14 protein-coding genes are annotated in these 13,216 nt (G+C 56.8%); 5 read left to right on the forward strand and 9 right to left on the reverse strand.

The features are described 5' to 3' along the window. Positions 1-104: 104 nt before the first annotated feature. The 3 genes from B8P98_RS25900 to soxR all read right to left on the reverse strand — a co-directional run bounded on the left by B8P98_RS25900 (position 105) and on the right by soxR (position 3,231). The gene (locus B8P98_RS25900) at positions 105-1,454 is read right to left on the reverse strand and encodes an NCS2 family permease (RefSeq protein WP_025713514.1); all 1,350 of its coding nucleotides are present in this window, start codon (positions 1,452-1,454) and stop codon (positions 105-107) included. A 390-nt stretch (positions 1,455-1,844) separates the two neighbouring features. After that, a complete protein-coding gene (locus B8P98_RS25905) occupies positions 1,845-2,513 on the reverse strand; it encodes a glutathione S-transferase family protein (protein WP_025713515.1) in 669 nt (222 codons plus the stop codon). Between the two features lie 259 nt (positions 2,514-2,772). Further along, positions 2,773-3,231: a redox-sensitive transcriptional activator SoxR gene (soxR, locus tag B8P98_RS25910; protein WP_004206331.1), complete on the reverse strand. Its 459-nt coding sequence runs from the start codon at positions 3,229-3,231 to the stop codon at positions 2,773-2,775. A gap of 84 nt (positions 3,232-3,315) precedes the next feature. Between soxR and soxS the strand changes: the two genes are divergently transcribed. Further along, the gene (soxS, locus tag B8P98_RS25915; protein ID WP_004151738.1) at positions 3,316-3,645 is read left to right on the forward strand and encodes a superoxide response transcriptional regulator SoxS; all 330 of its coding nucleotides are present in this window, start codon (positions 3,316-3,318) and stop codon (positions 3,643-3,645) included. Here soxS and B8P98_RS25920 read toward each other — a convergent pair. Beyond that, the gene (locus B8P98_RS25920) at positions 3,630-5,234 is read right to left on the reverse strand and encodes an EAL domain-containing protein (RefSeq protein WP_095033563.1); all 1,605 of its coding nucleotides are present in this window, start codon (positions 5,232-5,234) and stop codon (positions 3,630-3,632) included. The genes soxS and B8P98_RS25920 overlap by 16 nt on opposite strands. 506 nt (positions 5,235-5,740) lie before the next feature. On the opposite strand from B8P98_RS25920, the gene B8P98_RS25925 reads away from it, so the two are divergent. Further along, entirely contained in the window at positions 5,741-6,019 is a 279-nt protein-coding gene (locus tag B8P98_RS25925) for a YjcB family protein (RefSeq protein WP_025713517.1), read from the forward strand. A 46-nt stretch (positions 6,020-6,065) separates the two neighbouring features. On the opposite strand, the gene B8P98_RS25930 is transcribed toward B8P98_RS25925, so the two are convergent. The 4 genes from B8P98_RS25930 to B8P98_RS25945 are packed head-to-tail and all read right to left on the reverse strand — an operon-like array spanning position 6,066 to position 10,014. Then, positions 6,066-6,923, reverse strand: coding sequence for an ABC transporter permease (locus B8P98_RS25930; protein ID WP_025713518.1), 858 nt, complete (start codon positions 6,921-6,923; stop codon positions 6,066-6,068). Then, complete coding sequence (locus B8P98_RS25935) at positions 6,920-7,753, reverse strand: ABC transporter permease (protein ID WP_025713519.1); 834 nt, start codon at positions 7,751-7,753, stop codon at positions 6,920-6,922. Before B8P98_RS25935 ends, B8P98_RS25930 begins: the two co-directional genes overlap by 4 nt. 60 nt (positions 7,754-7,813) lie before the next feature. Beyond that, positions 7,814-8,953, reverse strand: a complete 1,140-nt coding sequence (locus tag B8P98_RS25940) for an ABC transporter substrate-binding protein (RefSeq protein WP_025713520.1) — start codon at positions 8,951-8,953, stop codon at positions 7,814-7,816. 29 nt (positions 8,954-8,982) lie between these two features. Then, a complete protein-coding gene (locus B8P98_RS25945; RefSeq protein WP_025713521.1) occupies positions 8,983-10,014 on the reverse strand; it encodes an ABC transporter ATP-binding protein in 1,032 nt (343 codons plus the stop codon). A 162-nt stretch (positions 10,015-10,176) separates the two neighbouring features. Here B8P98_RS25945 and B8P98_RS25950 point away from each other — a divergent pair, with 162 nt between their 5' ends. From B8P98_RS25950 to B8P98_RS25960, 3 genes are read left to right on the forward strand one after another with little or no spacing between them, the layout of a single operon-like run. Further along, the gene (locus tag B8P98_RS25950) at positions 10,177-10,947 is read left to right on the forward strand and encodes an MBL fold metallo-hydrolase (RefSeq protein WP_095033564.1); all 771 of its coding nucleotides are present in this window, start codon (positions 10,177-10,179) and stop codon (positions 10,945-10,947) included. After that, positions 10,944-11,957, forward strand: coding sequence for a LacI family DNA-binding transcriptional regulator (locus B8P98_RS25955; RefSeq protein WP_080924789.1), 1,014 nt, complete (start codon positions 10,944-10,946; stop codon positions 11,955-11,957). Before B8P98_RS25950 ends, B8P98_RS25955 begins: the two co-directional genes overlap by 4 nt. Before the next feature lie 10 nt (positions 11,958-11,967). Further along, positions 11,968-12,729 (forward strand): inositol monophosphatase family protein, encoded by a 762-nt coding sequence (locus B8P98_RS25960; RefSeq protein WP_025713524.1) that lies wholly within the window; start codon positions 11,968-11,970, stop codon positions 12,727-12,729. Positions 12,730-12,767: 38 nt separating this feature from the next. Here B8P98_RS25960 and iraM read toward each other — a convergent pair whose 3' ends face one another. Then, complete coding sequence (iraM, locus tag B8P98_RS25965) at positions 12,768-13,121, reverse strand: anti-adapter protein IraM (protein WP_025713525.1); 354 nt, start codon at positions 13,119-13,121, stop codon at positions 12,768-12,770. Between the last annotated feature and the right edge of the window lie 95 nt (positions 13,122-13,216).

Genomic DNA, 13,216 nt, shown 5'->3' on the forward strand with positions numbered 1-13,216 from the left:
CGTGCCTGTGAATCATACGCTACCCAGATTAACGCAAATGGAAACAGGATGTGGCTTAAAAATAAAACGGGCGGCCTGAGCCGCCCGTGAGGAGCACGAAGGGTTTAAATCGCCCAACCGCCCGCGTAAAACGCCACCAGCGCCACGGCGATAATTACCGTACCGAGGTTCAGCTTGCGCCACTCGCCGGAGACCAGACGGCCAATCACCAGGGTAGCGAAACCGATCATGATGCCGGTCACGATGTTACAGGTCAGCACGATAAACACCGCGGTGATCAGGCCAGCCATCGCGTCAACGAAGTCGTTGAAATCGATTTTTGCCACGTTGCTCAACATCAGCAGGCCGACGTACATCAGCGCCGGCGCGGTCGCGTAGGCCGGTACCAGATAAGAGAGCGGGGAGAGGAACAGGATCAGCAGGAACAGGACACCGACCGTCACCGCGGTCAGACCGGTTTTACCGCCGGCCGCGGTACCCGCCGCCGATTCGATATACACCGCCGCTGGCGCCGCGCCAACTAAACCGGAGAAGACGCTGCTCAGGGAGTCGGTGGTCAACGCTTTACCGCCGTTGATGATCTGTCCGTCTTTGTCCAGCAGGTTCGCCTGGCCGGCCACCGCGCGGATGGTACCGGTGGCGTCAAAGACCGCCGTCATCACCAGCGCCAGCACGCTGGGCAGCACAACCGGATTCAGCGCGCCGACGATATCGAGGCTGCCAATCAGCGAGTTGCCTTTATCATCGCTCAGGGATGGCATGGCGAAAATACCGGAGAAATGGACGTTGGGATCGAAAATCAGGCCGACAATCGACACGCCGATAATGGTCAGCAGAATACCGCCTGGTACTTTCATTTTTTCCAGACCGATGATCACCGCGAGGCCAATCAGCGTCATCACCACCGGGAAGCTGGCAAATTTGCCCAGCGCCACCGGCAGACCGTCCAGCGGGTTTTTGATCACCAGGCCAACGCCGTTGGCGGCGATCAGCAGCAGAAACAGGCCAATCCCGATCCCGGTACCGTGGGCCACGCCCTGCGGCAGATTGCGCAAGATCCAGCTGCGGATGCCGGTTGCCGAGATCACCGTAAACAGGACACCCATCAGGAATACCGCGCCGAGGGCCACCGGAATACTGATGTGCTGCCCCAGCACCAGGCTGAAGGCGGTAAAGGCGGTCAACGAGATAGCGCAGCCAATGGCCATCGGCAGATTCGCCCACAGCCCCATCGCCAGCGAGCCAATGCCCGCCACCAGACAGGTGGAAACAAATACCGCGGCCGGCGGAAAGCCCGCTTTACCGAGCATTCCCGGCACCACGATGACGGAATACACCATCGCCAGAAAGGTAGTAAGACCTGCAACAATCTCCTGACGCACGGTGCTGCCGCGCGCAGAAATTTTAAACCAGGCGTCTAATGAACCGCCGGTACGCGCTGAAGGCGTAGACATAGAAAACTTCCCCTGAAAATTTTTATCGTTCGTGGGTATGCGTGGTGGACCCTCCACTGCCAGTTAAACGCGATCTCCTTGTACCGAATCGCAGCGCCAGGGGGGCTGCAAAAAAGCAAACGTTTAACTCCGCGCATACACTACGGTGTGTCAACCTTATCTCCTCCCTCTGGATAGCAGAAAAAAGAGGGAGCAAAACAGAAAGGCAAACGATTATCCGGCCTTTAGATAACCCTTTTCAACCGATGTTTATCGTATTTCGCTAAATTTCGCTTATGACGAACAGAAAATAACCAGCAGATGCGCAAACGTTATCGTCTATGCGCAATCCGCTAACAATTTTTTAGTGAGTTGCTTTCATTTAGCCGGGTCATCGGATCCGCTAATACCTCAGGCACCGGGTAAAGAAAAGGGGCCGCCACGCTCGATGGCCCGTTGCCAGGCAGGTCGCTGTTCCACTCGCTGTCGCCAGGCCTCGATATGCACAAGATCATGCATACCGCCGCGGGCTAACAGCGCCATCACCGGGAAGCTCATCTGAATATCGGCCATACTCAGGCGCTCGCCGGCAAACCATGGCCGCGTGGCAAGATGGTCGTCAATAAACCGCGCATGGGTGGCCAGCTGGGGATCCAGCCACGCTTTCTGAATGCCCTTGCCCAATAGCGAGCCTAGCGAGCGGACGCCAAAGGGCACAGGGGGTTTACCCAGACTGGCGAACACCAGCTTCATTAACAGCAGCGGCATCAGCGAGCCTTCGGCATAGTGCAACCAGAAGCGGTACTGCAGTTTGTCCTCTATCGCCTGCGGCTTGAGCAGCCCACCGCTGTCCCAGGTCTCCTGCAAATACTCGAGTATGGCCCCGGACTCCGCCAGCACATAGCCGTTGTCTTCCAGCACCGGCGATTTCCCCAACGGATGGATTTTCTTCAGCGCCGCCGGCGCCAGCATCGACTTTTCTCGCTGATAGCGGACTATCTGATAAGGCAGCTGCAGCTCTTCCAGTGCCCACAGGACGCGTTGCGATCGTGATTGATTAAGATGATGTACCGTCAGCATGGGCCTCTCCCGTGGTTTGTTCAAATTAACTATAGGAACAAGCGCTCATTGCCGGGAAAATTTCGGCAAAACAGGGAGGAAAAAATGGCAGCAGCTGCCATAGTTAAGGTGTCGACGCAAACCGGAACCTCCATCAACAGATTGCGCAATACTGAGGGACGTCGACGTCGGGGGAAACCCTCTCGTGAACCAGCGAGATAATGCGAAAGACCAAGACCGGAAAACAACTAAAGCGCCCAGTTGTGGCGCTTTAGTTTTATTACTCCTCTTCCAGCAGACGGGCGCCGGTCCCCTCTTCCCCCAGCTTATCGCCCGGGTTGCGCAGCGGGCAGTCGCGCCGTGATAAACAGCCGCAGCCGATGCAACCGTCAAGCTGATCGCGCAGCGCCGTCAGGGTGTGAATCCGCCGGTCCAGCTCCTCACGCCACTGCGATGACAGCATCTTCCACTCTTTTGCGCTGAGATTGTGCCCTTCCGGCAGTACGCCAAACGCGTCGCCGATGGTCGCCAGCGGGATGCCGATGCGTTGCGCAATTTTGATAATCGCCACCGCGCGCAGGACATCGCGCCGGTAGCGCCGCTGATTACCGGCATTGCGCTGACTGTGGATCAGCCCTTTACTCTCATAGAAATGGAGAGCCGAGACCGCCACGCCGGTTCGTTTTGCCACTTCCCCGGGCGTCAGTAGCATTTTGATGCGGGGTGATTTCTTTTCCATAAAGCGCTTTACCTCAAGTTAACTTGAGGAATTATACTCGCCCGCAGACAAAACGACGAATCGAGAATTGAGAGAGGCCGCTTTATGTCCCATCAGGATATTATTCAAACACTGATTGAATGGATTGATGAACATATCGATCAACCACTTAACATTGATATAGTCGCCAGAAAGTCAGGATACTCGAAGTGGTATCTGCAGCGGATGTTCCGCACCGTGATGCATCAGACGCTGGGGGATTACATTCGTCAGCGCCGCCTGCTGCTGGCGGCGGAAGCGCTGCGCACCACCCAGCGGCCGATCTTTGATATCGCGATGGATCTGGGCTATGTCTCGCAGCAAACCTTCTCCCGGGTGTTCCGCCGGGAATTCGACCGTACCCCCAGCGACTACCGTCATCAGATCTCCGCGTGACGCGGCGGCTGAGGCACGCTCATCGGCGTGGGAGCATTGGCTAACCAATGCATAAACTCCCGCGCCGGCATCGCTTTCGCAAACAGCCAGCCCTGGCAAAACTGCACGCCGCGCCTGGAGAGCCAGCTTACCTGTTCCGGCGTCTCCACCCCCTCCGCGATAGTCTTTAAACGCAGCCCGCGCGCCATCTCGATGATGTGTTCTGCGATCAGATGACTGGTGTTGTTGGTGGTCAGCGTATCCACGAAGGTTTTATCGATTTTGAGGATATCGACGTTCAGGGCATGCAGATTATGCAGATTGGAGTAGCCGGTGCCGAAATCATCGATCGCAATTTCGTAGCCAGCTTCGCGGAACGCCTGGATCACCGGCGTGGTTTTCGCCACGTCGATAAACCCGCGCTCGGTCACTTCGATTTTGATCTGCCCAATGCACACCGCATAGCTTTGCGCTTTCTCACTAATCTGTGAAATGAGCCGCGCCGAATGGAAATCTGAAGCAGAGAGATTGATCGCCACGTACAGCTGCGGATGGCTGGCCAGAAACTCCCCCATTTCATAAAACAGTTCGTCCACCACATAGTCCGTGATCTGGGCGATCATGCCTTCATTTTCCGCCAGCGGGATAAACTCCGCCGGATTCATCACCGGGCCGTCAAACCCCGGCCAGCGCAGCAGCGCTTCCGCGCCGACGCAGCGGTTATTTTTAATATCGATAATCGGCTGGTAGTGCAGGCGCAACTGGCGGCAGCTCAGGGCCCGCTGCAGCATATTGCGCGGCGAATGATATTGCCGACGGGTACGCGACCACACCAACACCAGCAAAATACTGCAAATGATCCCCAGCGGCAGCGTCAGGCTGACCTGGTTACAGAAGTTGTGGTAGTAGCTGGCCCGCGAGGTAGACATGATGACCGCGATCGGCCGGATAGCGGAGCGGGCAATCGTGTAAACCCGACCATGTTGATGAAAAAATGTATCGCCTTCGCGAATTAGCCTCTGGAGTTCCGCGGGCTCAACATTATTACTCAGCGAGAAAAAGAGGTTAGTTTTAGTATCGAAAACGCCATAGGCCAAATCGCGATCGCTGGCGATCACTGAGCTATACGAGTAGGGGTTGACCACCACCACATAGGGCCCCTTCTGCATATAGTTCATGGCAAAGCCCGGGTAAAACGGCGTATCCCGATAGTAATAAATCGCCACGTCCGGCTTTTTGGTGTAATTCGCTGCCGGCATCCGCCAGCCGGTCTCTGGATGAACGGACGTCGAGCAGATAAAGCGCTGGCCATTGGCGTAGATCAGATCTTCCACATACAGCAGACCGCGCACGATATGCAGTAAATAACGCTGGTGATCCGCTGAACACAGTTCACCACGATACTCGCTGGCTTTTGCCCGTGCCTGATCCGCTTCCCGGATGACCATTTCCGTTTTTTGCAGCGCCAGTTGCGAAAATGAGTGTAATTGATCAATGGTTTCGGCTTTCGCCCGGATCTGGGCAAACCACAGTGCCAGCACCACCGGCAATAAAATAACCAACCCCATTCCGACGAGTCTTAGCGCCTTATGCGGCGCACTGTCACCCATTTACGCTTACATCCATGCGATATGCCTTAATTAAGGTAGCCCGAACACGTTAGCAATCGCGACTGCGATAGACATCAGCAGATATCTGCCAGCCCTTCAGGGCGTCAGCTTTTCAGCTGGTGGTGTTGAATAATACTTATTTATCAGGTATTCGAAAGATATTCTCGTCAGATTAAGAATAGACGCGCATCTGACTCGGTTTCTCCGTGTAATAAACAGGAACTGGTAATAAAACCCGCAGAATAATAATCATTAGCAAGAGAAGAAAATAAGGATCCGGACTTTACGGAACGATATCCACACAAATAACAGGCTTATTAAGCGCAGCGAAAGCTCATTTTTTGGCTGGTGAATAAAGCGACAAGTGTGATATAGTTCACACAAGTTGATGAAACAGAAATGACGTTTCATCACTCTCTCGTTTGCCAGTTGAGACCAGAGCGCTATGCCATCGTCAGTCGCGCCAGGTCATCTATGGCTCCCCGACTTTCTTTGAGGATAGGTAAATGGCCATTACTACCAGTGTTGTTTTATTGCGCTGGCCCCTGGTGAGCGCAGTACTGATGTTTCTCGCCAGCTCACTGAATATTCAGCTTCGCAAAAGCGATTATGCCGGTCTGGCGGTGATCTGTAGCTGCCTCGGCCTGGCCGCCGCCTGCTGGTTCGCCACCGGTTTGCTGGGCATCACCCTGCTCGATATTGCCAAAATCTGGGGCAATATCAAAGATGTGATGATTGAAGTCATGAGTCAGACGCCGCCAGAATGGCCAATGATGATGACCTGAGCGTAAAAAGCTTCCCACCGGGAAGCTTTTTCGTTTTTTATACGCCCTACTTCCCCAGTTTTGCCATCATCTCCGGACGCATAAATTTATGGATCACCGCCATAAAGAGCAGCGACGGCACCAGCAAAATCAGCGCGGTAATCGACGATACCTGATAGTTACCCGACATGCTGGCGTTATAGAGCAGTAGCGGCAGCGTAGTGATATCCGGCGCGCCGACGAAAAAGGTGCCGGTAAACTCATCCAGCGACTCCAGAAAAACAAAGATGCTGGCGGCAACGATCCCCGGCGCCGCCTGCGGCAGCACAATGTGCCAGAAGGTATACACCGGCCCGGCGCCAAGGTTACGCGATGCCCGCGCCAACAGCGGGTCGATAGACGAAAAGGCTGCTACACAAATCCACACCGAGTACATCAGGCCGTGCACGCTATGCACCAAAACCACCCCCGCGATACTGCCGTTCAATCCCCACTGATAAAACAAACGGGCAATGTTCATGTATACCGTCAGATTGGGAAAGGCCTGCGGGATGAGAAACAACAGCATAAACAGCACCCGTAGCGGCATTTTCCGCCGGGAAAGCGCATAGCCGGCAGGTACGGAAATCAGCAAACAGACCCCCACCGATAGCAGAGCGATCAGCACGCTGGTTAACAGCGAGCTGGAGACATCGCTGTACGGATTGAAGACCTGATACCAGTACTTCAGACCCCACTGGCTGGGCAGAGAATGGGGAAAATACCAGCTTTCCGCTACGGTCCAGATCAACAGGTTCAGCAGCGGACCAAACATCGCCAGCAGCATAAACAACAGCAGCAGGGTCTGCAGCACCGGGCTGGCGCGCACTTTACGGCGTCCTTTCACCCACCATGTCGGGGAGAAGGCGAGGCTCAGCGCTTTCATGATTCACCGCCTTTTTGCTGCAGGCTGTGGCGCAGGTAAAACCACGACAGCGCACCGCAGATCGCCAGCGACACCACGCCAAGCGCATTCGCCACCGCGTAATCACCGTAGGAATTAACGCGAAACGCCATATCCACGGTTAGCATCGTCGGGGTGCCTACGCCGATCATCAACGGTACCGATAGCACCGACATCATGGTCACCGTCGACAGCACCAGCGCCACGCCGATGGTCGGCAGAACCTGCGGCAGCATGATATCGAACAGGATCCGCGGCCGGGAGGCGCCAAGATTCCGTGCGGCGAGGATCTGCGACGACTCCAGCGCCGCCATCGCCCCGCAGATCAGCAGCGTGGCAAAGGCCAGTTGTTTCCAGACAAAGGTGATCACTATTCCTTTCCATCCTAACCAGGAGAGCGTCTCCAGCGGCGCGACCAGATCGGCCGCCACCAGCGCATTGTTCATCAGGCCATTTTTGGCGAGAAAAGTGCGCATCATCTGGGCGACAACGATAAAGGGAATAAACAGCGGTAAGCGATACAAAAAACCCAGCAGGCGGACAACCGGCCGGCAAGGCGAGAGCGCAATAACGGCCGACAGGGTAATGGCGATCAGCGCTAACAGCGCCACCGAGATCAGCACGATAATCAGCGAAAAGAGCACATCGCTGGCGTAAAGCGCATAGACCTTGCGGAAGTGATCGAGCGTGAACGGCTGTCCCGGCGCGGTAAATGCTGAGACCAGCGAGAACCCCAGCGGATACAAAAACAGGATCGCGATCATCAGCGCCGCCGGAGCAACCAGCAGCAGATATTTTAATGAACTGGACATAATGCACCTGGCGTCAGTACAAGAAAGCGCCCGGGCCGACAACCCGGGCGGGAGAAGGCGTTAGTTGGCCACCTGGCTTTCGTAACCCTCTTTGATGTCGTCAAAATAGGGAGCGATCGGGAAGCTTTTGCCATACTTCGCCAGCGCTTCCGGCGAGATTTCGGCAAACAGCTTTTGCCAGGTCGCCGCATCCAGCTTCGGCTTCACCTGCCCGGCGTCGATGCCCGGATACCAGTTAAACTGCTTGACGATCCCCTGCGCCTGCACCTCCGGACTGGTGGCCAGCGCGATGAAGTCGCGCGCCAGCTGCGGGTTCGCCGCCTTCGCCGGGATGACGTAATACATCGGCTGACCCGGCATGCCCGGCGCCAGTAAAGCAAGCTTGATCGACGGCGGCAGCTTGCCCTGATCTTTCCAGCTATAGAACATATCGACCCACACCGGGCCCATGGCGATTTCGCCCCGGCTCAGCATGTCGAGCGTGCCGGCATTGCCCGGGGTGAAGGTGACGTTTTTATTGAACACCTTCAGCTTCTCATAGGCCTGCTGCCAGCTCTTTTCGACGCTTTTATCATAAGGCGCGGCCGAGAGACGCTGGGCGTCGGTCCCGTAGGCGTAGATCCAGCCCACCACAAAGCTGACGCCGGACATGCCGTTCTTAATGCCGTTATAGCCAAAAGCCTGCGGATGTTTCTGCGTCCAGGCCACCAGCTCGTCATACGACGCCGGCGGGGTACTGACCAGATCGCTGTTCCAGGCGATGGCGGTCTGGCTTAAAAACATCGGCATCACGTACCCGTCGACGTTAACCCCCAGCGCCTGGGTGGCGCTCGGCGAACTCACCATGCCGCCGGTCTGAATATCCTGACGGTATTTTTGCAGTAATCCCTTTTCCACCTGCTCACCGCCCGCCTTCTGGTGTACTACCGCGACGTCGATATCCCACTGCTGCGCACCGCTCTCCTGCTGGGCCGTTAGCTTCTCGCTAATTTTATTCGACCCGGCGTCGCCGGGGCCGGTACCGATCACCCGCACCTTGACGCCGGGATGAGCGGCTTCAAATTTTGGCCCCAGCCAGGTTTTTACATAATCCACCATATTCTGATCGCCCGCGGTGGCGACGTTGAGAATGGTGTCGGCCTGTGCGCCAACGCTCAGGAAGAGGGTCGTTACGATTGCTGCTTTCGTTTTAGTAAACATGGACTGTCCCCAGAATAAACATACTGATGTCACGGTGATGGTGGTAAAGGAAAAATATGCAGAGCCGGCGTTGGCACGTGGAGTCGGACGCGGCTTTTCGTCGGCCAGCACTGCCCGGCATCGGCCAGCAGCAGGCGGTCATGGCAGCGCACGCTGTGGCGATACAGATTGCCCAGAAACGCGCTTTGCTCCACCACGCCCTCCAGAGCGAGTCCTCCCTGCGGCGCGGGCTGCGTTAATTCAACGAGCGCGGCATCGGCGCTGCGAAAATAAATAACTTTTTCACCCTGCTGAGCGGCGGATAAACCGGATATTGCGGCAACGGATAATTCACCGGAGGTTATTTTATTATCGGCCCCCATAAAATCCGCGACAAAGGGCGTCGCGGGGCGCTGATATATTTGTTCCGGGGTGCCAGTTTGCTCAATTCGCCCCTGATTTAATACCGCAATACGATCCGCCATCACTAAGGCTTCCTGCTGATCGTGGGTAACAATTAATGACGTAAAGCCCAGTTTCTTTTGCAGGGATTTAATTTCATGGCGCACATTCAGGCGCACTTTGGCATCCAGATTAGATAACGGCTCATCCAGCACCAGTACCTGGGGCTCTATGGCCAGGGCTCTCGCCAGTGCCACCCGCTGCCGCTGGCCGCCCGACAGTTCGGTGACTTTCACTTCGCCAAGCCCTTCAAGGTTCACTATTCGCAACAGCTCCGCCACTCGCCGCGCGATATCTGCCCCGCGCCATTTGCGCAGCTTCAGGCCATAGCCGATATTGCGCGCTACCGTCAGGTGCGGCCACAGGGCGTAGCTTTGAAACACCATGGTGATATTGCGCTGCTCTGGCGCAAGGTGGGTGATCGTTCGACTGGCAATCGCTATCTCGCCGCTTTGCACTGGAATAAAGCCGCAGAGCGCGTTCAGCAGGGTGGTTTTTCCGCATCCCGACGGGCCCAGCAGGGCAATCATCTCCCCCTGTTCAACCGCCAGATCGATATTATGTAAAACTACATTATCGCCATAACTAATTTTAAGGCCGGAAATCTGTAAATAACTCATATTGGCTACCTGGAAGCGCTGCTGCAGATATTTTTTATCAGGATGAACACGTGTTCATTTAGCGGTAAAAAAAATGCAACGTTAACTCGACATGATGTGAGCCTACTTTGTCGGGTATTTATGACAATTTAATTAAGCGGCAAAAATTTTTGGCGAGGGTCAATGAAAATCGATGTGCTTGGCTGCGGGAGCGCCTTTTCCTGCACACAAAATACCTCCGCGCTGCGGGTGATCGACGCGGACAACAAACAGTGGTTAATCGACTGCGGTCCCACCGTTCCCCGCGCGCTGTGGCAGCGCGGCGGCGGAGTCGATGATATCGATGCAATCTACTTCACCCACGTTCATCCGGATCACTGTACCGGCCTGACGGCGCTGCTGAATTACTGGAAAAGTGGCTCCCGTCAGAAGCCGCTAATTATCTACTGCCAGCCCGCGCAGCAGCCGGTGCTCATGCAGCTGGCCGCGCTGGCGAACTGGCCTCAGGCGGACCTCGGATTCACCATCGACTGGCAGGCATGCCGTGACGCCTGGACGTGGCGGGACTGGCAGATCCGCACCGCTGCCACGCAGCACGAGCTGAGCAATCGCGCCATCCGCATCACTATTGCCGGACAGACCCTGTTTTACAGCGGCGACGGGCGGCCGACCGCCGACTCGATGGCGCTGATGGCCGGCGCCGGGCTGGCCTTTCAGGAGTGTGCCTCGGTGACAGTCCTGGACGACGATGCCTCGCATGGCGACTTTCCCTCCTGTCTGATGCTGTTCAGAACGCTGCAGCTCCCGGCACTGGGGCTCTATCACTGTGAGGATGCTTCTCTGGCGGCGCTGAAGCAGGCCTGTCAGCCATGGCAGGGATTATTTGTATCGCAGGATGAGGACCACTTTACGCTGCCGCGTCCCACGCTCACTGACAAGGCGCAGATCCTATGAGCCCACGTAAACCCAGCGTTACCGCTCAGGACGTTGCCCGGCGAGCGGGCGTCTCCCGGGCGGTGGTGTCCAGGGCGCTGAGCAACAACGGCAGCATCTCTTCCCACGCCCGGGAGCGGGTGCTACGCGCCGCCGAGGAGCTGGGCTACCAGGTTAACTTTCTTGCCCAGGGACTTAATCGCCAGCGCAGCCACTTAATCGGCGTGATCGTCTCGCGTATCAGCGATCCTTTTCGCAGCGCTCTGCTTGATGCGCTGCTCAATGAGATCCAGCGCCAGGGCTTTCAGGCGCTGGTGAGCGAGATCCGTAGCGAGCAGGATCTGGCACACACCCTGCGCCGTTTCACGCAGTTTCGCGTCTCCGGGGTTATCGTCACCTCCGGCCAGCCGCCAGAAGCGCTGGTGAACGAGTGCGTCCAGCAGCATATTCCGGTCGTGGGCATTAATCGCCAGCCGACAAGCCCCGGGGTGGACTACGTCTGTTCTGACAACGCCGCCGGCGCCGAACTGGCGGCCGACCAGCTGTTGCGCAGCGGCTGCCAGCGGTTTGGCTGGCTCAACCACTCTCCTTCCACCTGGGCCGGGCGCATGCGCGGGGAAGCGTTCAGCCAGGCGCTGCAGGCGCGCGGAGTGAACGTCGAACGCGATCTGGCGATCCTCGCCTGCCCGGAAGAAGGTTACGCGGGCGGGTTGCAGGCCGCGGCGCTCGCCGACGAGGCGCTGGAGGGGATCTTCTGCGCCAACGCCCAGCTTGCCTGCGGCTTTCTCGATGGGATGCGCCAGCGCGGCAGAGAGGCGCCTGAGGATTTCCAGCTGATTGGTTTTGATAACACGCCGCCAACCGCGCAATATAGCTACCAGCTCACCACGCTACATCAGGATGTCGCGGCGATCTCTCGCCAGGCGCTCGCCCGACTGCTGGAGCGCGCCGCCGATCCTTTACAGCCTTCACGCACCACCTGGGTGGAGGTGACGTTAATTCACCGGCGCACGTCGCCCTTTGTTATCTGAGAGCAGGACCATGACGGAAACACAACGAGAGTCATTATGCGCCTTGATTCGCCGGGCTGGCGCCCACGCCCAGGCGTTGCGCGATGCGGGATTGCAGGTCGATAAAAAATCGCGCCAGGACTTTGTGTCGCAAGCGGATCTCGCGGTAGAACAAGAGATTAAGGGCTGGCTGAAAGCGCACTTTCCGCAGGAGGGTTTCCTCGGTGAAGAGAGCGGTTTCGCAGGTGACGACCAGACCGTCTGGGTGCTGGATCCCGTCGATGGCACCACCAACTTTATCCTTGGCATGGATTACTGGTGTATCTCGCTGGCGCGAGTATGCCGGGGCGAACTGACGCTTGGCATCATCTACGCCCCCGATCGCGATGAATTTTTCTTCGCCGCCCGCGGCGAAGGCGCGTATCTCAACGGTCGGCGCCTGACGCTACGCGAGCCGGATCCCGACGCGGTGGTGATCGGCATGGGGCGCTCCAGCCGGGCCCCGGCCAGCGACTACGCCCGGGCCATCGACACCCTGCTCGACGCCGGCCTGGAGTATCGCCGTTTTGGCGCAGGCGCCCTGATGCTGGCGCATGTCGCCGCCGGTCAGCTCCATGCCTATTATGAAGCCCATATGAACAGCTGGGACGCGCTGGCGGGTATGTTGTTGATTGAGGAGGCGGGCGGAACATGCAATGCGTTTCTCGCCGATGAGGGCCTGCGGCAAGGCAACCTTGTGCTGGCTGGCTGCACAAGTGTTCAGCCGCGACTGGCCGCCCTGCTGGCGAAATAACGCCGCGCCGCCGGCGGCTGACCGGCGGCTTTCATCGGCTAACGCCAGGGCTCGCCGCGGGGAATATTATTCGGGCAACGCTTAATCGTGCAAAAGGACTGGTAAAAACAGGAGTCAGATCGCTCGCCGCCGGCATGATACGGACACGACGGCCGCTCGCGTAATTTTTCCCACTGCGCCTCGTCGTACACCGTAATATTGTAGATTTTTAATGAATGATACCGGTCATTAATTAAAACTCTCGAGGAATAGAGTCTTATCGACTCACCGGGCAGGAGGATCACATCTGCCTCGTACCACATGATAAATTTTAAGAAACGCAGACTGGAAATTGCCGAGAAGGCGATACCGGATTGCGGACAGATTAGAGTATTAAGTATCGTCCATTTCATATTCCTTCCTTATAACAGAGGCTACGAATTATTATCGCATATAGTGATAGCATTCATTATCATAAATCGCAAGCCTCCCTGATAATTATGTGATT

This window comes from Klebsiella quasivariicola, from assembly GCF_002269255.1.
GTDB classification, from domain to species: Bacteria; Pseudomonadota; Gammaproteobacteria; order Enterobacterales; family Enterobacteriaceae; genus Klebsiella; species Klebsiella quasivariicola.